The 22,476-nt window shown below is 58.0% G+C and carries 21 protein-coding genes; all 21 read right to left on the minus strand.

All coding sequences use genetic code 11. The features are described from left to right. Positions 1–99 precede the first annotated feature (99 nt). The gene (locus ACYP5B_RS15345) at positions 100–696 is read right to left on the minus strand and encodes a sugar transferase (protein ID WP_459570285.1); all 597 of its coding nucleotides are present in this window, start codon (positions 694–696) and stop codon (positions 100–102) included. Further along, positions 696–1,865: a DegT/DnrJ/EryC1/StrS family aminotransferase gene (locus ACYP5B_RS15350; protein ID WP_318231841.1), complete on the minus strand. Its 1,170-nt coding sequence runs from the start codon at positions 1,863–1,865 to the stop codon at positions 696–698. Before ACYP5B_RS15350 ends, ACYP5B_RS15345 begins: the two co-directional genes overlap by 1 nt. Then, entirely contained in the window at positions 1,862–2,449 is a 588-nt protein-coding gene (locus ACYP5B_RS15355) for a GNAT family N-acetyltransferase (protein ID WP_318231842.1), read from the minus strand. The genes ACYP5B_RS15350 and ACYP5B_RS15355 overlap by 4 nt, the downstream gene beginning before the upstream one ends. Next, the gene (locus ACYP5B_RS15360; protein ID WP_459570286.1) at positions 2,446–3,558 is read right to left on the minus strand and encodes a glycosyltransferase family 4 protein; all 1,113 of its coding nucleotides are present in this window, start codon (positions 3,556–3,558) and stop codon (positions 2,446–2,448) included. The genes ACYP5B_RS15355 and ACYP5B_RS15360 overlap by 4 nt, the downstream gene beginning before the upstream one ends. An 11-nt stretch (positions 3,559–3,569) precedes the next feature. Continuing rightward, positions 3,570–4,673: a DegT/DnrJ/EryC1/StrS family aminotransferase gene (locus ACYP5B_RS15365; protein ID WP_459570287.1), complete on the minus strand. Its 1,104-nt coding sequence runs from the start codon at positions 4,671–4,673 to the stop codon at positions 3,570–3,572. Further along, positions 4,673–5,086: a sugar 3,4-ketoisomerase gene (locus tag ACYP5B_RS15370; protein ID WP_318231845.1), complete on the minus strand. Its 414-nt coding sequence runs from the start codon at positions 5,084–5,086 to the stop codon at positions 4,673–4,675. The genes ACYP5B_RS15365 and ACYP5B_RS15370 overlap by 1 nt, the downstream gene beginning before the upstream one ends. A gap of 209 nt (positions 5,087–5,295) precedes the next feature. After that, positions 5,296–5,781: an acyltransferase gene (locus ACYP5B_RS15375; RefSeq protein WP_318231846.1), complete on the minus strand. Its 486-nt coding sequence runs from the start codon at positions 5,779–5,781 to the stop codon at positions 5,296–5,298. Further along, positions 5,778–6,647 carry a glucose-1-phosphate thymidylyltransferase RfbA gene (rfbA, locus tag ACYP5B_RS15380; RefSeq protein WP_459570288.1) on the minus strand — a complete coding sequence of 290 codons (870 nt, stop codon included), beginning with the start codon at positions 6,645–6,647 and terminating at the stop codon, positions 5,778–5,780. The genes ACYP5B_RS15375 and rfbA overlap by 4 nt, the downstream gene beginning before the upstream one ends. Before the next feature lie 115 nt (positions 6,648–6,762). Continuing rightward, entirely contained in the window at positions 6,763–7,539 is a 777-nt protein-coding gene (locus tag ACYP5B_RS15385; protein ID WP_459570289.1) for a glycosyltransferase family 2 protein, read from the minus strand. A 44-nt stretch (positions 7,540–7,583) separates the two neighbouring features. Further along, positions 7,584–8,852, minus strand: a complete 1,269-nt coding sequence (locus tag ACYP5B_RS15390; RefSeq protein WP_459570290.1) for a hypothetical protein — start codon at positions 8,850–8,852, stop codon at positions 7,584–7,586. A gap of 29 nt (positions 8,853–8,881) precedes the next feature. Then, a complete protein-coding gene (gene wecB / locus ACYP5B_RS15395) occupies positions 8,882–9,955 on the minus strand; it encodes a non-hydrolyzing UDP-N-acetylglucosamine 2-epimerase (RefSeq protein ID WP_318231850.1) in 1,074 nt (357 codons plus the stop codon). 99 nt (positions 9,956–10,054) lie between these two features. Then, a complete protein-coding gene (gene asnB / locus ACYP5B_RS15400; protein ID WP_459570291.1) occupies positions 10,055–11,938 on the minus strand; it encodes an asparagine synthase (glutamine-hydrolyzing) in 1,884 nt (627 codons plus the stop codon). Between the two features lie 11 nt (positions 11,939–11,949). Further along, positions 11,950–13,236 (minus strand): lipopolysaccharide biosynthesis protein, encoded by a 1,287-nt coding sequence (locus tag ACYP5B_RS15405; RefSeq protein WP_459570292.1) that lies wholly within the window; start codon positions 13,234–13,236, stop codon positions 11,950–11,952. Positions 13,237–13,246: 10 nt separating this feature from the next. After that, positions 13,247–14,338: a DegT/DnrJ/EryC1/StrS family aminotransferase gene (locus ACYP5B_RS15410; RefSeq protein WP_459570311.1), complete on the minus strand. Its 1,092-nt coding sequence runs from the start codon at positions 14,336–14,338 to the stop codon at positions 13,247–13,249. A 186-nt stretch (positions 14,339–14,524) separates the two neighbouring features. Beyond that, positions 14,525–14,872 (minus strand): MarR family EPS-associated transcriptional regulator, encoded by a 348-nt coding sequence (locus ACYP5B_RS15415; protein ID WP_459570293.1) that lies wholly within the window; start codon positions 14,870–14,872, stop codon positions 14,525–14,527. 251 nt (positions 14,873–15,123) lie between these two features. Continuing rightward, a complete protein-coding gene (locus ACYP5B_RS15420; protein WP_318231854.1) occupies positions 15,124–15,693 on the minus strand; it encodes an acyltransferase in 570 nt (189 codons plus the stop codon). 2 nt (positions 15,694–15,695) lie between these two features. Beyond that, on the minus strand, positions 15,696–16,757 hold the full coding sequence (locus ACYP5B_RS15425) for a Gfo/Idh/MocA family protein (RefSeq protein WP_459570294.1): 1,062 nt from the start codon (positions 16,755–16,757) through the stop codon (positions 15,696–15,698). 13 nt (positions 16,758–16,770) lie between these two features. Next, positions 16,771–18,075: a nucleotide sugar dehydrogenase gene (locus ACYP5B_RS15430; RefSeq protein ID WP_459570295.1), complete on the minus strand. Its 1,305-nt coding sequence runs from the start codon at positions 18,073–18,075 to the stop codon at positions 16,771–16,773. Between the two features lie 95 nt (positions 18,076–18,170). Beyond that, positions 18,171–19,148 (minus strand): hypothetical protein, encoded by a 978-nt coding sequence (locus tag ACYP5B_RS15435; RefSeq protein ID WP_459570296.1) that lies wholly within the window; start codon positions 19,146–19,148, stop codon positions 18,171–18,173. Between the two features lie 73 nt (positions 19,149–19,221). Next, positions 19,222–21,144, minus strand: a complete 1,923-nt coding sequence (locus tag ACYP5B_RS15440; RefSeq protein ID WP_459570297.1) for a polysaccharide biosynthesis protein — start codon at positions 21,142–21,144, stop codon at positions 19,222–19,224. A 150-nt stretch (positions 21,145–21,294) separates the two neighbouring features. Beyond that, complete coding sequence (gene rfbB / locus ACYP5B_RS15445; protein WP_459570298.1) at positions 21,295–22,359, minus strand: dTDP-glucose 4,6-dehydratase; 1,065 nt, start codon at positions 22,357–22,359, stop codon at positions 21,295–21,297. Positions 22,360–22,476 lie beyond the last annotated feature (117 nt).

Raw genomic sequence — 22,476 nt, forward strand, 5'->3', positions numbered from 1 at the left:
TGTTGCGCAAGGAAGAGCTCAAGGCGGCGAACAGGTGGGAAGCAATCAGTGCCGACGGCATGGCCAAGCGATGGAGGCGCGCAACCAGCGCAAGGAGGCCTACCTCCTCACCAAGGCAGATAGCGTCGAAAGAATGATCCTGAAATCGAGCCAAAGGGAACGGTGCTGGACATAGTCGAGATAGAAATCCAGCTTGATTGGCAGGACTTCTTCGATATAGGCACGCTCGGCATCCACCGCCCGCCCCAGAATAATATTCTCATCCTTGAACTCGATGGATGCTCGGTCGGTGATCCCCGGCCTTACGGACAGCACCCTCTCACGCGCCGCTGCCGGATAGCAGGCAACATAACGGGGCACTTCCGGCCGAGGTCCGACGAGGCTCATATCGCCCACGATAACGTCCAGGAGTTGCGGCAATTCGTCTAGTTTGTATTTCCGCAGTATGGAGCCGACCCGAGTAACGCGCCGGTCCGCTCCAACGGTAATCTGCAGGCCCTTCTTCTCTGCGTCGACCACCATGGTGCGGAACTTGTGAATGCGGAAAACCTTTCCGAATTGCCCCACGCGTTCCTGCCGGAAGAAAACCGGCCCCGAAGACTCGAGCTTTATCGCGAAGGCCAGCAACACTAGCAGCGGAGACAGCACGATGGTGCCTGCGCCTGCGAAGAACAGGTCAAACAAGCGCTTTGCCATCAGGCAAGAACCTCCCTCAGCGCACTGATTACCCGTGCCTGATCGGCATCGGACATGGCGGTATAAAGTGGGATGCTCAGCATAGTCTGATAAGCGTGGTCCGCCACCGGGAACATCTCGGGACGCAGCTCGTAGCGATCTCTCCAGTAAGGATGGCGGTGGAGTGGCACATAGTGCACACTGGTACCGATGCCACGATCCGACAGCCCCTGAATGACCTCGTCGCGGCGATGCCCGGCAGCCAGCGCCGCCTCACTGAGGCGCACCACATAAAGATGCCAGGAATGGATGTCACCCACCGGGGCGTCCGCCGGCAGTATCAATGGCAAGTCTTGCAGTTCCGACGCGTAGCGCGCCGCGAGTTCTTGCCGGCGAAGTAGAAACCGCGGCAATTTCGACAACTGGACCAGCCCCATCGCGGAAGCGATGTCGGTCAGATTGTACTTGAAGCCGGGCGCCACAACTTCGTAATACCATGCCGGAGTCTTAGAGACAAAACGGTCGAAAGCGTCGCGGTTCATCCCATGCAGACGCATCACCTTCATCCGCCTGGCCAGTTCCTCACTGCGCGTTACGACCATGCCGCCTTCACCGGTGGTCATGGTCTTGTTGGCGTAGAAGCTGAAGACCGTCGCATCCGACTCCAACTGGCCTACTTTAGTTCCGCCAAACGTAGTCGGCAAAGCGTGCGCGGCGTCCTCCACTACCTTCAGGCCGTGTTCGCGCGCGACCGCGAAAATTTCGTCCATCTGGCAGGCGAGACCACCGTAATGCACTGGCATGACCGCTTTCGTGCGCGGCGTGATCGCCGCACGGAGCTTCTCCACGTCCATATTAAGCGTCTTCGCATCCACGTCCACCAGCACGGGATCGGCGCCCAGATAACGCACGACCTCGGTCGTAGCCGTGAAAGTAAGTGTCGGCGCGATGACCTCATCCCCAGGCCCGATACCGAGCGCTTCCAGCGCCAGATGTAGGCCGGCCGTAGCCGAATTAACGGCGATACTCTCCACGCCGCCACCAAGATAGTCGGAAAACGCCTGTTCGAAGGCTTTTGTCTTCGGGCCGGTAGTCACCCAGCCCGAGCGAAGGGCCTCCGTGACCGCTGCGATTTCTTCATCGCCGATCTCAGGCAACGCGAAGGGAAGAAAGGGTTGGGAAGTGCTCATGAAGTAGCTGCCTCAAGATAAAACTGTCCGGCCGAATAGCCTTTGATGACAAACCCGTGGTCCAGATAAAAACGAATGGCCTTGACGTTGCTGACACGCACGTAGAGTCCGACCGCATCACATCCGATTGCCTTGGACTTCTGCTTTGCTTGCTCCAGCAATGCGGCGCCGATCCCTGGCCTGGACCTGTCGCTGGCAATGGAAAGAATCAGAAAACGGGATTCCTGATAGGGATGCTTCGTATCAAAAAAACGATAGAACACATCCGCCAGGACCTTGGCGGATGCCGCTACCGGGTTAGCCAACGCAGTCAGCAAGATGGCACTGCGTTGCTCCCGCTTAAAGGCAGCAATCCGCCCCCCCATGCCGAAGCCACTGACCACGAAGCCGATCGGCAGGGTCGAGCTGCCGTCGTCAGGCAGAGCCTTGACGACAAAGCAATCGCTGTCGAAAAAGTGGCCATAGTAGCGCTCCAGTAACTCTGACGAGAACCGCGAAGTGAAGTGCGCCTCCGAGTAGACCTTCTTGTGTACGGCAGCAAGGCTCGGGAGATCCTGCTGCGTTGCCGGCTCCAGCTTGATCATTGTGCGAGCGCCTCGTCATACGAGGCCAGCAGCTTCAGCCCTTCCCGATTCCAGGAGTATTTTTCCTCGATGAGAGTACGACCATTGCGCGAATACCGCTCCCACAGATCGGGACTGCCGTGAATGGCGTTGACGGCGCCAGCAATCGCGGCAGGCTCGGACGGATCCACGCAAATCCCGCATTCGCCGCTCTCGATTACACTGCGCCACAATTCAAAATTGGAGCAAACCACCGGAATGCCGGCCGACATATACTCAAAGAGCTTGTTGGGTTGAGAAAAGATGTGGTTCGGCGCGGGAAGGAAATTGACAATCCCGGCGAACGACCTGCCGTAGATATCTGAGATTTCCTTGCGGCTAACCTGTCCGAAGAATGAGACGCGACTCCAGTTCCGATGCGACTTCACTGCAGTCTCGATATCGGTGCCTGCAAATGTGCCCGCAAGATAGAATTTGATGCTGGGGTCGATGAAATCCAGCGAGTCCATCAACGGCAAGATGCCACGCACCTGGCTGATTGCACCCACGTAGCAGAACCCATCCTTCTCCACGCTATCACTGTGGGCCTGGATGAATTCCTCCACCAACGGGTAGTTGTTGATTGTCACGGTACGCTTGGCCACCGGCTTGAACCGCTTCTCGATATGCGAGGTGGCAGCCACCACGAGATCCAGGCGCTTGACCACGAAGTCCTCCAGGCAACGGAACGACGTCGAGACTATTTTGCGCAAGGGCAACGGAATCCATTCCTTCGACAGAATGTCATCCGGATAGCATTCATGCGAGTCGTAAATAACCTTCGCACCGGTCAGCTTCTTCAGCAGCAGCCCGTAGGGAAGCAATTCCGGATCGTGAAAGTGGTAGACATCGGCTTTCTGCGCCTTGGCCGCCTGAAATGCCTTAAGCGCACCGGTCAACATTCGCTTCAAACGCCCACCGCCACTCTGCAGTTGGATCACGTCGACCCCGCTCCCAGCAGTGACATCGGCTGGGCACGCAACTAATGAAACGTCGTAGCCTCCCGAAGCGAGCGTACGACACTCCTTGTGGAAGACGCGAACGTCATTCACCCTGTGCACCGAACTAAAATGGCAAACCTTTTTTCCCATGTCTCTGTCGCCTATGCGCTGAAAGCGTTTACGTGCCGGATCACTTCCTGCACGTCTGCATCGGTCATCACGGGTGAAATGGGAAGGCTCAACACTTCATCGTGCATGAGCTCGGTGATGGGATGGCTCTGGCTTGCATAGGCTGCGTAGGCCGCTTGCCGGTGCGGAGGAATGGGATAGTGAACGAGGGTCTGCACCCCGGCCTTGCCAAGATACTCGTGCAACGCCTGGCGCGCTTCCGTGCGGACAACGAACAGGTGCCAGACATGCTGTTCCCGGCTCTCCCATCTGGGAAGGCGGATCAGGGGATTGCTGATCCCATCCAGATACATGCGCGCTACCTTGCGGCGCTGCTCAGTCTGCAGGTCAAGATACTTGAGCCTTACGCTAAGCACAGCCGCCTGGATCTCGTCCAGGCGGCTATTAACACCCTGATAGACATTCTTGTATTTTTCGTGGGAGCCGTAATTGCGCAAGGCGCGCAGCGTTTCCGCCAGCTCGCTGTCATTGGTGGTGACGGCGCCACCGTCGCCCAGCGCGCCAAGATTCTTGCCGGGGTAAAAGCTAAACCCAGATGCATGGCCCCAGGCCCCCGCCTTGCGCCCATCGAGACGGGCGCCGTGAGCTTGCGCCGAATCCTCCAGCACCAGCAAGCCATGACGGTCGGCGAGTGCCATGATCTCTGGCATGTCCGCCAGCCGGCCATAAAGGTGCACTGGCAGGATGGCCCTGGTCCTGGAGGTGATCGCGGCCTCCGTCTTGGCGATGTCCAGGTTGAACGTATTGTCGTCGGGCTCGACAAAAACCGGGATCAACCTGTTCTCGGTAATCGCGAGGACACTGGCGATGTAGGTGTTTGCGGGCACGATGACCTCGTCGCCCTCCTTCAACCGGCCGAGTTCTTTCCAGGCCCGCAGCGTCAACGTGAGCGCGTCCAGCCCGTTGGCAACGCCAATGCAATGCCCGGCGCCACAATAGTCGGCGAATGCCCCCTCGAAGTTCTTCAGTTCTTCGCCGAGGATGTACCACCCGGAATCGAGCGTCCGCTCGAACGCCGCCAACAGTTCTTCACGCTGCTGCAGCGCAATCTTCTTCAAATCAAGGAAATGCACCATTATTTGCTACCCTTAGCCGCGCAGAGAAATTCTTCGTAGTCCCGGAAATAATCATCTTCATCGTACTTGGCCGACGCCAGCACCATGCAGACCGCCCCGCCGGAGAAATTGTCCAACTCCCGCCACATCATTGGACAGACATATAGTCCTTTGTCCGGGCTATCCAGAGAAAACCTCCGCCGTTGCGTGCCATCATTCAAGACGACATCGAAGCTGCCTGCGATCGCGACAATAAGCTGATGCAGAGCCTTGTGCGCGTGCGCGCCTCTCTCCGCACCTTCCGGAATATCATAAAGATAATAGATTCTCTCGATACCGAAAGGGACGTGTCGATCAGCTTCGATAAACGTCAGATTGCCGCGCTGATCGGCGATCTTCGGCAATTCGATTAACTTGCAATTCTCTACAGACATCAATTATTTTCTCCTGCTTGGACGGCCCGTGCGTTGGGCGTGTCCAGATCGGTCCGGTCCGCTCGCCGGAGTCGTTCCACGTGCGGGCGCAACCCCCGTTTTGCTGCCGGCATTCCTTTCAAGTCGCTGGCGAGACCGTTTGCCTCCGGAGTTGCGGGTACGCGATCTTCATGGAGCAAGATCGTATTGCGCAGGTCCTGCGTCATTGCTCATGTCGGACCGCTGGCATTCTGCGTCACATAGCCGCTGATTCTAGCAGGATTGCCTATCACGATGGCTCCGTCCGGCACTGATCGGGTAACGACTGCGCCCGCCCCGACCATGGCGTTGGCGCCGATCGTGATGCCCGCCAGGAGCACCGCGCCGCCGCCAATTGAAGCCCCCTTGCGAACCGTGGTCTGTGCGAATGCTTCCGGATACACTTTGCTGCGTGGAAACAGATCGTTCGTAAAGGTCACATTAGGGCCGACGAATACGTCGTCCTCAAGCCGCACCCCGTCCCACAACTGCACGCCGGATTTTACGGTTACACGATCACCGACGACAACGTCACTTTCTATCAGGCAATGCGAGCATATATTCGCATCCTTGCCGATAATAGCTCCCGCCAGAATCACGACGTATTGCCACACGCGCGTGCCCGCGCCAATGTCGGATGCGCTTACGTCTGCGCTCGGGTGAATAAAGACACTCATGATTCGTCCGCCAGTCCAAGCAGATACATCCCATAGTCGGTCTTGCCCAACTGCCGGCCCGCTACCCTGAGTGCATCGGCGTCAATCCAGCCGCTACGCCACGCGATCTCCTCCAGACAAGCGATCTTGTATCCCTGCCGGTTCTCTACCGTTTCAACAAAATGCGCCGCTTCCAGCAGGCTGGAATGCGTGCCGGTATCCAGCCATGCGAAACCGCGGCCAAGAACATCCACACACAGCTCGCCGCGACTCAAGTATTCCTGATTGACGCTCGTGATCTCCAACTCACCCCGGGGCGATGGTTTCACACTCTTTGCGATATCGATTACCTGATTATCGTAAAAATACAGGCCAGTGACGGCAAAATGCGATTTGGGATTGCTTGGCTTTTCCTCAAGCGAGATCGCGCGCTTCTCCTCATTGAATTCCACGACGCCGAAACGCTCGGGATCCTTCACCTGGTAGCCAAAAACCGTGGCCCCCTTGGAGCGGCTCGCTGCAGAGTGAAGGATAGGCCGGAAGCCCTGCCCGTAGAAAATATTGTCGCCGAGCACGAGGCACACGCTATCCGTACCGATAAACTCTTCGCCAATAATAAAAGCCTGCGCGAGTCCATCCGGACTCGGTTGCACGGCGTAACTGAAACGCACGCCAAATTTCTCGCCTGTCCCCAGTACCCGCTGGTATTGAGGAAGATCCAACGGCGTTGAAATCACGAGAATATCGCGAATTCCGGCCAGCATGAGCACTGAAATCGGATAGTAGATCATCGGTTTGTCGTAAACCGGCAGCAGCTGCTTCGATATCCCCAGGGTCGCCGGGTATAGTCGCGTGCCGGATCCACCGGCGAGGACGATGCCTTTCATAGTCACAACCTTTCTAGTCTTCGATTACCGTTCCGCTCGGTATTCCCTTGGAAATTCACGACGGGCATATATGCGTGCAGGAAGCCGCCAATCCGGGCGGGCTGTCAGCCCTCGATCACTTCCCAAGCATCCGGGCGAGGAAAATATCGTGGGCGAAATGAATCGACATCGCCAGAAACCATCGCTGCGGCGACACCAGGTGAAAATTCTTCGACAGGATCAAGGCCTTCTGCCGGAAAATCTCCGCCCTACCTCGGGTCTTCATGGTATTGCCCTGATGCCATCGATAGTAGAAAAGGGGCTCCCGGACCGCCACGAACTCAGTCTCCGCCGAGCAGCGGATAACAAAGTCCCAATCTTCCTCTTTCAGGCTTTCGTCGAAGCCATCGAGCTTATCGTACAGCTTCCGCGAGAACAGCATCGATCCCGCCGGCACGCCCTGCCGCAGGAAAACCTGGGAAGTGACCTTTCCAGTTTTTGGCTTCGCAGGAAATATGCGAAGAAGGCGGCCATCATCGGCAAACTCCTGGGCTTGCGTGAAGCAGAACTCGGCCGCCGGACTGGCCGCGAGCAACGCCATCTGCTTTGCCAGTTTCTCGGCTTGCCAGTAGTCGTCCGAAGCCAGCAGGGCGACGTACTCTCCGGTTGAGAATTCGCGAATTGCCCTGTTGAAGGTGCGGCAAACGCCGCGGTTCGATTGGCTGACAAAACGAAAGCCGTGGCGCGCGGCCAATTCCGTTAGCAGCTTGACGGATCCGTCCTTGGACCCGTCGTCGATCACGATGAGTTCGACATTCGGATAACTCTGCGCCAACACGCTCGCAATCGCCTGTTCCACGTATTTTTCGTGGTTATAGCAAGGGATGATAACGGAAATTAACGGGTAATCCATATTAGCGTCGGGGACTCTGCGGCCCCGTGTCCTTGTTCGTCAATTCAGGGAGCCTGCGTGGCCAGGCCGGAAGCAGGCGCAGCCACGGATACGCTTCGCGACAGCAGGTAGCAACTCAGGATCATCAGTACCCCCCCTCCTGTCAGGAGGACAGTAGGCAGCGGCGCATTCATCAGCTGAATCAACAGCGGAGTCAGCAGGATCAAGTACTTCGAGTCACGGAAGACGGTACGCAGGATGGCAAAAAAGCCCAGCAGCGGCGCGATCGACAGCCAGCCAAAATTCACATAGGCGTCAGCCAGGAAGTTGACATTCGCGCCATCCCCCTTGAGGTAATAGATGTCGCCAATTATCTGCGCCGGCGCGCCGTCGTAGGAATAGTGGAATACCTTCGACAAGAAACTGTACGAGTACATCAGGTATTCGCCTGTGAAATGCGATGCATACTTGAAAGCTATGTCCAGCGGCAGGATCACGAAGCGGTTGACAATGAACCCGAGCCAGACCGAATCGAAGATCGACGCCGCCGTAAACAAACCCGCGAATGCGGCCAGGATCAGGGTGACGGCAATGCTGATGCCCCGCAGCAGCAGGAATGCAATGATCAGGAAGACCAGGAACAGGTAGACCTTGTCGCCGGCGGAAAGAAAAAAGACAAGTACATAGCCTATTCCCAGCAACTTGATTGTCTTCAGGCGAGGAATAAAAATAAGGAACACGGCGAATACATAGACCGACCAGGCGTACGGGTAGGTCCAGGCTCCGCTGAGCCACTCGACGAATTCCTTGCGGCGCGCGTAGACCGAGGCAAAACTGAAATCCAGCCCGATATTGTAGCTGCGAAGCAAATTCAGAAGAAGCAACGACACAATGGCTGCATATACGCAGGCGAATGGTGTCTCCCACCGCGAGACACGGGGATCGTCATATCTCGCTGCCTGCCACGGATATAGTTCCGACAGGAAATAGAAGATTACGCTGCATCCAATCCAGAACGCCGCATCGAAGGCGAAGAAGCTGAAGTCCCCATCCGCCACCCAGAAAACGGTCGCGGACGGCAAGAAGGTGGCCAGGAATAAAAAAACCACCGCATAATCGATCTCGTCGCAACAGACGGACAAATATGGCAACGCGGAGAAAAACACGACAAGCGCCACCAGCCAGGAGAGATAATATTTCCCCGAGAACCATTCGCCCGATACCTGCAGGCCGTAAACCCCATAGCTGCCGGACACATGGTAGGCAAAATAATCCAGTGCCAGCTTGACCATTATCAGCAAGGCCAGGGCAAGCGGCAGCTTGGACAATTTCATTTCAGTTTCCTCGATTCTGCTAGCAAATATCAGCGGTTATGTTCCGCGATCACCTTTGCAATCAGCTCCGCGGCATGCCCGTCGCCATAGGGCATGGCATCCAGGCGGCCAGCAGCCGGGATGGACGAGAACACGGCCTTGAAGCCTTCCGACGCGGGCGAGGCCAGTCGATTCCAGCCCAGTTCCACCAACTCGACCCATTCGGTCTCATCACGCAGCGTAATGCATGGAACCTGGTGGAAGTACGCCTCTTTCTGCACTCCACCCGAATCCGTCGCGATCAGGCTGGCATTTTTCTCCAGCATAACCATGTCCAGGTAGCCGACGGGATCCACGACCTTCACATTGCCGGGAATGCTCAGGCCCATCTGCGCCACGCGCTGGCGGGTGCGCGGATGCAAAGGCAGGACCACCGGCTGGCACGCGGCCGCGAAAGCACGCAGGATACTCTCCAGCCGCTCCCGCACATCCGTATTTTCCTGTCGGTGTACGGTGGCCAGGATGTATTGCTTGGGGGCGAGGCCCAGGTCGTCCAGCACCCGGCTCTCCCGTTCGGCTTTGGCCGAGAATATCAGCGCGGCGTCATACATGACGTCACCGACATTCATCACATGGGCACCGCGAATACCTTCGGCATCCAGGTTGCCGAGCGCAACGACGTTGGGAACCAGCAACAAGGTACTGACATGGTCGGTCAGCTTGCGATTGGTTTCCTCCGGCATCCGGTTATTAAACGAACGCAGGCCTGCCTCCACATGCACCAGCGGGATGTGAAGCTTCACCGCGGCAATCGCACCAGCCAGCGTCGAATCCGTATCGCCGTAGACCAGTATCCAGTCCGGGCGCTCTTCCACCATGACCTTTTCAATGGCTTCGATCATCCGGCCGGTGTTCTGGCCATGGGATCCGCCGCCGATTCCCAGGTTGTAATCGGGGTGGGGGATCTCCAGCTCATCGAAGAAGATATCGGACATATTGGAGTCAAAGTGCTGCCCAGTGTGCACGATGACTTCCGAGAACAGCGCGCTACGCCGGAATGCGCGCGACACTGCCGCTGCCTTGATGAATTGGGGGCGGGCACCAATAATCGTTAGAACCTTCACAAACACCTCACGTTAGTCTGTCATCATCCCCCTCGGACTGAACCAAGGGCGACTGTTGTTGCTACCCGAAGCAGAATCACTCGGGGGATGCCGTCAATATCAGCACGAAGTCGTATGCCAGCGCACGAAGTTCACCCAGCGCCAGACCTGCCAGGTAAATCGTGCCTTACCGGCCATTACAGCATCAAAGCTTGCCAGCAATGCATCGCGATTGATGAAGGGGATATCCTTGCTGTCCTGCAGCCACCCGCGCAGTTCCCGCGAGAGTCCCATCAGCCAGTCCCGCTCCGGCGTAGCGAATCCGATTTTGTCTCGCCGGTCGAGCACGTCGTCCGGCACGATGCCGCGCATGGCGGCGCGGAACACGCTCTTGGTCTCGCCGTTGCGGGCGATCAGGTAGTGCTCCGGCAATGAAAGGAGCAGATTTGTCATCGGCACCGTCAGGAAAGGCACCCGGCTCTCGACCGAGAACTGCATGGAATTGCGGTCCGCGTGCCGCAACAGCGCGGGAAGCCCGCGTTGCTGCAAGGATTTGGCCAGTTGCTCCATCACCCGGCGCCCTTTGGCATCGGGAAGCAACGCAGTGCGGGCCTCGTTCAAGTTGACGCCCGCCTCCGCAAGCATGTCTGTCTTGAGCCAGGGCGGGGCAAAGTCGCGGCCAAGCGCCTTGCGCGCCGACCGGTAGAGACTGTCCGGCAAAACAACGCGTCCCAGTTCCATGCAAGCGAGCTTGTAGCTCCGGCCGGGCCATTGGCTCCATTGCCGTGCAAAATTGTGCGCCGCATAGGGCTGGCCCTGACCGAGCAGGCTCAGCAGGCGGTAGCCGGGGTATCCGCTGTAGCCGGCCAGCAGTTCATCCGCGCCTTGTCCATCCAAGGTCACGGTGACGGCGTGTTCACGTGCCAGCTGGAACACCCTGTACTGGGCGTAGATGCTGGTACTGCCGAACGGCTCTCCCTGTGCCGTAATCATCTGGTCAAGATCGCGGAACAAGTCTGCCCCGGTAGCGGTAACCTTATGCGCCTTCGCGTTGACGTGCAGATTGATCCGGTCCGCCCAGTGTTCCTCGGACAGGTTGCTGCCCTGCGCGATATAGCTAAACGTGTTGATCGGCAGGTCGGGCTCGACATGCCGCATGGCGCATACCACTGCCGAGGAGTCGATGCCTCCGGACAGGGCAGCCCCCAGCGCCACGTCGCTGCGCAGGTGCAGGCGGATATTCTGCAGGAATTGTTCGCGTACCGCCTCTGCTGCCTGCTCGAACGACAACGCCGAACGCGCCCTGGTATCGGGTCGCCACCAGCGCTCCGGCACGGCGCGTATCGACGCGGCCAGGTCGACCTGCAACAGGTGTCCCGGCAGCAAATGCTTGATCCCGTCGATAAAGGAGCGCTCGACGCTGTCATAGTCGCCGTGCACGAGATAGTCATAACTGCGCTGCCAATCGAGCCGGCCCTTGGTGCCGCGCAGCGCCATCAGCGCTGGCTGTTCCGAGGCGAAATACAGGCGGTCCTCATGCAGCTCATAAAAGAAGGGCTTGATCCCGAAGGCATCCCTGACGCACGTCAACCGGTTCAAACTGCGGTCGTGCACTACAAATGCAAACATCCCCTCCAGCCTGGGGAGGCATTCGGCCTGCCATTGCACCCATGCGCACAGCAGGACCTCGGTATCCGAGTCTGAGTGAAATTGATGGCCAAGCGCCTTCAGTTCCTCGCGCAGCTCACGGTAGTTGTAGATTTCGCCATTGAATATCATGGCGTACCGGCCGTCCGTGGTGATCATGGGCTGGTGGCCGCCGGCCGACAGATCAATGACCGAAAGGCGGGTGTGGCCGAGAACGACCGCACCGTGCGCCATGCGGTTCAGCTCGAAACCTCTGTCATTCGGGCCCCGATGGTGCATTGCCGCCAGCGCGGCTTGGAGTCGAGGCTCAAGACCATTGTCAGGGTGCTTCCAGTAGCCACCAACGATGCCACACATATAGTTCTCAGCTATTCAGTACGAAATGATCGGACGCGCACGGCATGCTTGCGAGTGTGCAAGAGAATCACAAGGACGCCACCAGCGTAGCCCGCCATACCAACCAGGGAAAAACCAATAATCGCCACCAGCGGACTGCCAACGTGAAATCCGTACCAGACTGCAATCGCCTTGGCGCAAAGCAGGAAGAGATTGATCCACAGATTGAGCTGCTGCCCCTCCGTTGCCATCAGCAAGATGGAAACCGGCGAGTAGAGGAATTGCGCGGACAAGCCAAGCATCATCCAGCTCGCATAGACTCCGGCTTCGCGCCAGCTCTGGCCGAAGATCAACGCGAACAGGTCCCCACCGATCCAAAAGACGACCAGCGTCGGCAGCGCGACGATCGCGATCAGCACAACCACCACCTTCAGGGCCAGCCGGTCCAGACCGGCATTGCGCGCCGAGTCCTGGCTGGCGCCGAGAAGAACCTGACCGACAGCTTGTGCCAGCAGCGTCATCGGCATCATCAGAACCCGTTCCGCCAGCATGTAGAAACCTGCCACCGCCGGGCTGAACAGCGCCGCGAGAAGCATGTTCGGCAATTGCGTTCCCATGACATCGACCAATGCGGCCGGGACATCGTATTTAGGAAACCGATGATAGCGGCGCAACAGGACCAGGAATCGCTGACCCGACGAAGATGCCCTGCCTACGAGCGACCTCAAGCCGACGCCCCTGGCAAGGCGCGCCGTGCCGGCGGTCAATCCGATCAGCTGCCCCAGGATCAATCCGAGCGCCCCCAGCCCCATCAGGCCAGAAACCAGCTGGGTCGCGACGTTTGCGCAGCTTTGCGTCAGCTTGGTCTGGGCGATGGCCTTGTAGTCGTTGTTGCGTACCGCCCAATAGTTAAGGGCCTTGTACGATCCCGCGCACAGGACAACCAGCGGCAGAAGCCAGAGATAGTCTGCCAGGGCGGGCGTCTTGCTCAGCCTGGCAATGTCATCCCTGAACAGGGCCACCACCACCACGGATGCAGCGGCGATAGCAGCATTGATCCCCAGCGTCAGCAACAGCAGCAGGCGCGCGCTTCCGACGCCCTTTGGCAAAGGTATGGCGAATTCATACCTCAGGCTGGAGACAATCAGAATCATCGACATCGCGGCGGTAAATACCGCCAGGATGCCGAATTCCGCGGGCGCATAAAGCCGCGTCAGCACAGGCGTCGCGAGCACCAGGATCAGCTGGCCTGCTGCCGTGCCCGAAACCAGCGCAAGCACAGATCGCAGGAAGCGGTTCTGCGGAATGAGTCTTCCCATACTCGTGCTGTTAGGCCCTGCTGCCGAGTACGTCGACGATTTTCAGAAGCTGAGCCTCGGAAAGATCTGCGCTCATCGGCAGGCTCATGACCTTTTGCGCCAGCGCCGCCGAAACTGGAGTACTGGATGGGCCGCAAAGGTCACGATAGGCCGGTTGTTCATTCAGGGGCACCGGATAGTGCACCGCGGTGGGCACGCCAGCTGCCTTCAGGACCTCCTGGGTTTGTGCCCGGTCGTCCAGCAGAACGGTGTACTGCGCGTAGACGCTCGTGCGATCTTCGCGCTGGCGAACCCGCTTGACCTTGGCGGCATCCAGCAAAGCGTTATAGCGAGCACCGATTTCAATTCGGCGCTGCACTTCCCAGTCAAAGCGTTCGAGCTTGGCGAGCACGATCGCACACTGGATGGTATCCATGCGCCCGCCTACGCCGATACGGGTGTGCACATAGCGCTTGCTTTGGCCGTGAACCCGGATTTCCCGCATTGCCTGGGCCAGTGAAGCATCCGAGGTAAAGATGGCGCCTCCGTCACCGTAACAGCCAAGCGGCTTGCTGGGGAAGAAGCTCGTGCATCCGATGGTGGAGAGATTGCAGCTCTTGCGGCCCTTGTAGTCCGCGCCGAAGCTTTGCGCGGCATCCTCGATCACCGGAATACGGCCATGGCGCTCGGCTATCGCGTTAATCTCGTCCATGTTGGCCGGCTGCCCATAGAGGCTGACGGGCACGATCGCCTTGGTCCTGGGCGTGATCGCGGCTTCAATGAGGCCAGCGTCGATATTGCAGGTATCCGGCTCGACATCAACAAATACCGGCTTGGCGCCCAGGAGCACAATGACTTCCGCGGTCGCCACGAAGGTGAAGGGGGTCGTAATCACCTCATCGCCGGCACCAATCCCCAGCGCCATCAAGCTGATCAGCAACGCCTCGGTCCCGCTGGCAACGGTGATGCAGTGCTCCGCACCCGTGTAGGCAGCCAGCTTCTCCTCGAGTTCACTGACTTCAGGACCCATGATGTACTGGCCATGATCCAGCACACGATTAATGCGCTCCTGGATTTGCGGTTGCAGCGCCCGGTATTGCGCCTTGAGGTCAATGAACGGAATTGAGGAATCAGACATAGATCACTTCTAATCGCTGTTGGTGACAATGGGAGACGATGGCGTCTTCGGCGTCCGTTCCGTACCAGCTGAACGGTTAGGGCTCGCTCGGACAATGCATGCCAGGTCCGGAGGCAAGACTCACGCCGGGTGAAATTGCGAAACGCAAACTGCTTGGGTCCGATACCTGGCTCAGCCAGTTCTCATCCCGTTTGTTTGCTCCAATTCCGACTTCAGTATCTCGATTTCGGAACGGAGCCTTTCATACTCATCCATCTTCCGCTTCAGAAACCGGGCGGTGAGTTCGGATTTCTCAGTAATGCCAACTGGCGTGAGCAAGTAGGCATAGGCTCGCTTGTTCTCGCTGTTCTTGAAATTCTGTATTTTGATCAGGCCCTTATCCAGCAAGGCCCTCAGGCAGTAATTGATCTTGCCCAGACTGACGCCGAGAGCGCCCGCCAGTTCGCGCTGGTTGATCTCCGGATTGGCGGCGAGAAGCTGAAGTACCCGGTAGTCGGTTTCGTCTTGATGGATAGTCATAAGGTATCGCCGAGGTATCGGCTTTGCCTTAACGGCTAAACCGACCCTAACGTCCCATTTCACGGGAACGACCAGGCTCGAGGCGGGGTGGGATAGCCTGCGTTCAACACTTGAACGCACTATACCACAAGGCGCCTCCCGCCCCTCCGTAACACCTCTCAATCCGAATGCCCGGGTAAGTGCCGCCCAAAAACAATGCGCAGCCGGAGCGTTGGCCTGGACGCTCCATGCCTCTTACCTTTGCACAGGTATTACACCGCGCGACGGCAAGTATCCGGTTCAAGCTGATACTGCGCGCCACAGTGCTCGCAGGTATGCGCGCCCGTTGTATCCGGCAGGCGTTCCCCGCACTGGCATATCCAGCCGATCCGCTTTGCCGGGCTACCGACCACAAGTGCGTACGCAGGGATGTCCCGGGTAACGACCGCGCCGGCCCCGACGAAAGCGAATTCACCGACTTCATGCCCGCAGACTACGGTCGCGTTTGCGCCGATCGAGGCACCGCGGCGTACCACCGTCCGCCGGTACTCGTCCTTGCGGGAAACGTGGCTGCGGGGATTGTTCACATTGGTGAACACCATGCTCGGCCCACAAAACACGTCATCCTCAAGCGTGACAGCATCGTAGATCGAAACATTGTTCTGCACTTTCACGTTGTTACCGATCGTGACATCGTTGCCGATGTACACGTTCTGCCCAAACGAACAACGCTCGCCAATTCGCGCGCCACCCGAGATGTGGACCCAGTGCCAGATCCGGGTGCCCTCGCCGATTTCCGCGCCATCGTCAACAATGGCTGTTGAATGTGCCTGATATGCCATGGTCATAGCTCGAGCGGAAGATTGACCCGCTTGCCTTCGCGCGACGAGCGGTAGGCTGCAATCAGAAGCTCCAGAGAACGCAAGCCTTCGCGGCCATCCGTTTCCGGCTGGGCTTCGCCCCTCAGGACCTTGATCACATTCTCATAGTAAGCCGGGTGGCCGAAGCCGTAGACGGAAGTCGTCTGATAGCTCGCATCCTTGATCGTCGCATCCATCGCGTGCGGCTCTGCAAACTCCCACAACTGGACCTCGTTCACGGCAACGCCACCTACGCGCACGGTGCCCTTCTCGCCAAGAATCGTGATGGATCCCTCGAGATTCTTTGGGTAGGCCAGCATTGACACGGCCATGGAGCCAAGCGCGCCGGAGCGCCAACGCAAGTTCAGCACCGCCGAATCCTCGACTTCGATGTCGCGCGCCAGCGTGGCGGTATAGGCATGCACACTTTCAACGGGCCCGATGATCCAGTCGAGCAGGTCGACATAATGGCTGGCCTGGTTCATCAGCGCACCGCCATCAAGTTCCCACGTACCACGCCACTTGGCCTGGTCATAGTAGCTCTGCGGACGGGTCCAGAATACGTTGAGGTGAACTTGGTAGATGCGGCCGAACCGCTTCGCCTCCACGGCCTGCTTCAGCAAACGGAGCGTGGCGTTGCGCCGGTTTTGCTTTACCACGAACAAGTACACGCCGGCCCGGTCGCAAGCATCAACCATGCGCACACCGTCCGCCCAGCGCGTAGCCATCGGCTTTTCCGTGACAACATGCAGCCCCGCGCGGGCTACCGCCTCCGCTTGCGTGGGATGCAGGCCGCTGGGCGTGGTCAGGACGACAACATCGGCGGTGGTCGCCGCCAGCAGGTCGTCCAGGGAACGATGGCCAGGAACTCCATACTTGGACGTAGCCGCCTCAAGCGCAACGGGATCGATGTCGCAGACATCAACCAGTTCGGCGTGTTCGGCATGTTGCTCAATCGCGCCAAAGTGATTCGCTGAGATTCGCCCACAACCAACCACGGCGAACCGCACCTTCCTGCCATTGACGGGCGGTTTGGTAATGTTCATGTAATGACTCGACTCAGGCTTTTACAACATTAGGAAGGATGCTCAGGTATTTGCCGCGGCTATCGACAACAAGCTGTGCCGACGCCTGAATAGAGGCGTAGTCGAAGCGGTCGTGATCTGTCGCCAGCACCACGCAGTCATACTGAGCAATGGATTCGGGAGTCAGAGCAATACTCGCAAGATCGAAATGGTGCTCCCGCATCTTCGGGAACTGGGGCACATGCGGATCGGAATAGGCAACATCCGCACCGAGCGCGCGCAGCCGCTCCATGATGTGGACCGATGGCGATTCGCGCATATCGTCGACGTTCTTCTTGTAGGCGATGCCGAGCACCAGTACGCGGCTGCCATTGATGGACTTCTTGCGCTCATTGAGGGCGTTCGCAATCTTGCTCACGACCCAATCCGGCATTGCACTGTTCACCTCGCCCGCGAGCTCGATGAAACGGGTGTGCAGCCCGTACTCTCGCGCCTTCCAGGTCAGATAGAAGGGATCGATGGGGATGCAATGACCACCTAGGCCGGGACCGGGATGGTACGGCACGAAGCCAAAGGGCTTGGTCGCCGCCGCGCGAATGACCTCGTGAATATCGATGCCCATCTTGTCGGCCACGATCTTCATCTCGTTCACAAGCCCGATATTCACCGCCCGGTGGATATTCTCCAGCAGCTTGGTCATCTCGGCGGCACGCGTGCTGGAAACCGGCACTACGCGGTCGATCACACCGCCATACAGCGCAAGCCCCGCTTCCTGGCAGGCTTCGGTGATACCGCCGCAGACCTTGGGAATAGTTCGCGTCGTAAAGTCCGGATTACCCGGATCTTCGCGCTCCGGAGAATAAACGAGAAAAATATCCTCGCCGACCTTCATGCCTCTGGACTGAATGCGCGGGAGCAATTCCTCATCCGTCGTACCGGGATAGGTCGTGCTCTCCAGCGACACAATCTGTCCGCGACGGAGGTGCGGCACCAGGGAATCAGTGGTGTCCAACACAAAGCTGAGGTCCGGTTCCCTGTATTTGTTTAGCGGAGTCGGCACGCAAATGATCAGGGCATCGGCTTCGCTGGCACGCGCAAAGTCGGCGGTTGCCTCGAATCCGCCGGCGCGCGCGTTAGCGATCGCAGCAGCAGGAATATGCTCGATGTAGGATTGGCCCTGCATGAGCGCCTCGACCTTAGTCTGGTCGATATCGAAGCCAAGCACACGGAAACCGACTTCGTTGTAGCGCAGCATCAGCGGCAAGCCTACATAGCCCAGCCCAACAATCCCAATCACTGCATCCTTGCTGGTAAGCTTATCCAATAGCTCTTTTTTCATACGATAGTTCGTTCAATAAATCAGTTATTCAATCGGCAGATTTTCCTGCACGCGGTGGCGACACAGCGCATTCATCGCAAATTTCGCCGGGTATCTCAAGACGTCGGTTTGTGCTTACGCCAGGCGGCATGTCCTAACAACGCGACTACAGAACCAAACAACGACAATACAAAAGCCAGGACGACGATGTAGACGCGATCCGGACCAGACTTGGCATCAGGAACAAACGCCGTGTCGAAGGGCAGGTCCAAGACCGCGACGCCCTCAAGCCGCGCTACCTCCCGCCCAAGTATTTCGGTTAGCGCCCGCCAGTACACATGGCGCTGAAGCAAATCCATCGCCTTCATCTGTTCGGGGCTCCTCGATTTCTGCTTCGCGCCGTTCTCCTGCTGGAGCATCAGAAGTTGGGACTGCAAGCGCACCATTGCCTGGTTCAACACGGCCCGCCCCGCCTCGTCATTGGCTGCAGCCGCTGTCTCTGCCTGGGTCTTAGCCACGCCTTCCAGCACATAGCGCTCGATGCCGGGAATCGATGCCACCGCTGCGGCCTGCCCCGGCTCCTCTAGCGTTCTTTCCAAGGCCGCCTCCTGTAACCGCGCCTGTTCCAGTAGGATCTTGCGATCACCCAGCAAGCGGCCGGCATCGGACAGTCCGCGCCTCACGACCTCTTCTTGCGTGAAGGCAGCAATGCCGTTGGCGATTTTTGCTGCGAACTCCGGATCCGGGTCGATCACACTAATGTTGACAAAACCCTCACGCGTCTTCCGAACGCCCACGTTCTCGCCCCAGAAACGCCGAAGCTGCTGCATGGACTTTGCCTTGTATCGCGTCTGCAGGTCAAACCGGCGGTTCATGATACGCACCATCTCATCGCTGGTCGCAACCCATGCCAGCACATCTGCCTGCTTGGCAGCGGTGAAGCTGGCAATGGCCGTATATTTGTCAGGCAGCGTCCGGTTGAACGCATACGCGCCACCAGCTACCAGGGATGAAAATGCCAACAACCAGAGAAGGCGGGAACGCACCAACAGCCAAATTTCGTACAAATTCGACTTAACCTCGTCTTTATTCATTTATATTCAATTCGTCTCGAAGACCACCAACAAATAACAATTACTGCTCGGAGCGCTTGACCCGGCACACCACTCATCGCAACAACCGCAAATAGGCCGCGCCCGTCTCATGCAGATGGTCCTTGATGTCCCCATCTGGCCGGAAGCCGGAGACACACTCGAGAAGAATATTCTGAAGCGTCTTGCAATCGTTGGACAGGCACGCGCGGACAAGGATCTTCATCTTCTCATCAAGCTCTTCGCGACTCAGGAAGGACTCATTCGCCTTCATGATGCGGGGATGGCTCGTTCCTACCACCGCATCCCCAATCAGTAATTCTTCATAGAGCTTTTCGCCCGGCCGCAGCCCGCTGTACTCAATTTCGATATCACCCTCGGAACTCAATTCATCCTTTACTTGAAAACCACTGAGGTGAATCATGCGGCGCGCCAGATCAACGATCTTGACCGGCTGCCCCATATCGAGCACGAAAACCTCGCCAGTTCCACCCATGGCGCCCGCCTGAATAACCAACTGGGCCGCTTCGGGGATTGTCATAAAATATCGGATTATATCCGGGTGCGTTACCGTCACCGGACCGCCACTTGCAATCTGCTTCTTGAAGAGTGGAACGACCGAACCGCTTGAACCGAGCACATTCCCAAAGCGTACGATGCTGAAACGCGTCTTGACTCCAGGGTCCTGCGCAAAGGCCTGCAAACACAGCTCCGCCATCCGCTTGCTAGCGCCCATTACATTGGTCGGACGAACAGCCTTGTCGGTGGAGATCAATACGAACGTTTCAACGTTCGCGCGAATCGCCGCCTCAGCGGTCACCTGCGTCCCCAGCGTGTTGTTCAGCACGCCCTCGGTGCTATTGAATTCGACCATCGGCACATGTTTGTAGGCCGCGGCATGGTAAATCGTCTCCACGTTATATCGCGACAAAATGCCGAATACGCGATCGCCGTTCTGGACGGAGCCAAGAACAGGAATCAGTTCCGTCGACAGTTCCTTAGCCGCAATCATCTGCTGGAGCTCATACTCCAGGGCGTAGAGAGCAAACTCGGACTGCTCATACAGAACCAGAATGGCGGGCTGGCTTTTGATGATCTGACGGCATAACTCGGAGCCGATAGACCCACCTGCGCCCGTCACCATGACGTTCTTGTCCGCAATGTTCTTCATCAACAGCTTTGTGTTGGGGGCAACCACTTCACGCCCCAGCAACTCATCGATTCCGACTTCACGAACGTCGTCAAGCCGGACCTCGCCGGAGACCAACTCACCCATGCCTGGTACAACGCGCACTTGGACCGCCAGTGGTTCCAGTGTGTTCACGATCTCGATGCGCCGGCCTCGCGATGCTGAAGGAATAGCAATCAGAACCTGCTCGATTGCCATTCGCCTGACCAACGCCGGAAGGTCGCCGCTGCCGTAGACTTTGATCCCGCCAATATTGAGTCCGCGCTTACCGATGTCATCGTCGACAAAAGCCATTGGCTCGCAATCGGGGCCGGCACGCAACGCCACCGCAAGCTGGCGCCCTGCATCGCCCGCGCCATAAATGATCACCTTCCGCCCGACGCGCGAGAACTGCGGCAGCATACGGAACGCTGCCCTGGCGAAAAATCGGCTGCAGACGATATAGGTAATTGCGAGAAGCCAGTAGATGAGCAGTGCACCACGCGGTACATAGGACAGGCCGAGAAAGAAAATCAGCGAGCCAAAGATCACAATAGAGATAGTGACCGCCGCGATAATGGTGAGGATTGCCCTGTCCTCCATATACCGAATGACCGAGCGGTACAGCCCCATCTTGATGAAAACCGGAATGGCGACGATCGAGGCGAGCACATACACGCTGATCGGATACTGCGTCTGTATCGACCAGTGATCCGTTCTCAATCCCACCGCGGACCACAAGGACAGCGGCAGAAGAAGGAAATCGAGAGCCAACATCAGCCAGATCTTCTTCTGGCGGGACATCTCGTATATTTTTTTGATTAGCATCATCTCTTCATCGGTCCATCTTCGACGGAACGCGTTACGAGGCGAAGGCTTCCTGCGGTCTTCCCAGGCATGCGGCGGACAAGCCAGCAAGCACTCCCTGATCTGGTCAGAGCGTTACTTGCGGTTACAAGAAGGGCTGGATGCACGAGCGCCTTATACAGCATATTGCGTAGCCACCCATTTTCGGTACTCACCAGACATCACATTTTGGACCCAGCCCTGACTGTCCAGATACCATTCGATTGTCTTGCGCAGGCCGCTCTCGAACGTCTCCGCGGGTTTCCACCCGAGTTCCCGCTCCAGCTTTCGTGCGTCGATGGCGTATCGCCGGTCGTGCCCGGGCCGGTCTTTGACAAAAGTGATCTGGTCGCGATACGAGCCTTTCGGCTTAGGCCGAAGGGCGTCAAGCAGATCGCACACCGTATTGACCACGTCGAGATTCGTCTTTTCGTTCCAGCCACCTACGTTATAGGTTTCTCCAACCCTGCCGCGCGCAAGCACTTCGCGAATGGCCGCGCAATGGTCTCCGACATACAACCAATCCCGCACATTCAACCCGTCCCCATACACCGGCAATGGCTTGCCGGCCAGCGCGTTGGTGATGACCAGCGGAATGAGCTTCTCCGGGAAGTGGTATGGGCCGTAGTTGTTGGAGCAGTTTGTGGTCAGGACCGGCAGCCCGTAGGTATGGTGGTAGGCCCGCACCAGATGGTCGGACGCCGCCTTAGAGGCCGAATAGGGGCTATTGGGAGCATAGGCGGTTGTCTCCGAGAACTGGGGATCCTCAGCGGCCAGAGAACCGAACACCTCGTCGGTCGATACATGCAGGAAGCGGAATGCGTCCCTATCCGCGGCCTCCAGGGTGCCCCAATAGGCACGCACCGCCTCTAGCAACGTGAAGGTGCCGACGATATTGGTCTGGATGAATTCGCCGGGGCCATGGATCGAGCGATCGACATGGCTCTCTGCGGCGAAATGCACGATCGCACGAGGCTTGTACTTCGCCAGGATCTGGTCCAGGGCTTCGCGATCACAGATGTCCGTCTGGGAAAAGACATGGCGCTCGTTGCCCTCGAGGCTGGCCAGGCTCTTGAGATTGCCGGCGTACGTCAGCTTGTCGACGTTGACAATGCTGTCCGCACCCAGGTCGCTCAGCCAGTTCAAAACGAAGTTGGCGCCAATGAACCCTGCGCCGCCTGTGACGAGAATGTAATGCAAACCCTGTGCTCCCTGCTTATCGATATGTTTCGAGTTCCCGACAAAAGCCGAGCGCCCACCTTGCTCCTTGAGGGGATGGCGGGATGTTAAGTACCTGCAGAAGTGGCGGTATTCTAT

The sequence above is a fragment of the Cupriavidus sp. 8B genome (assembly GCF_054589115.1).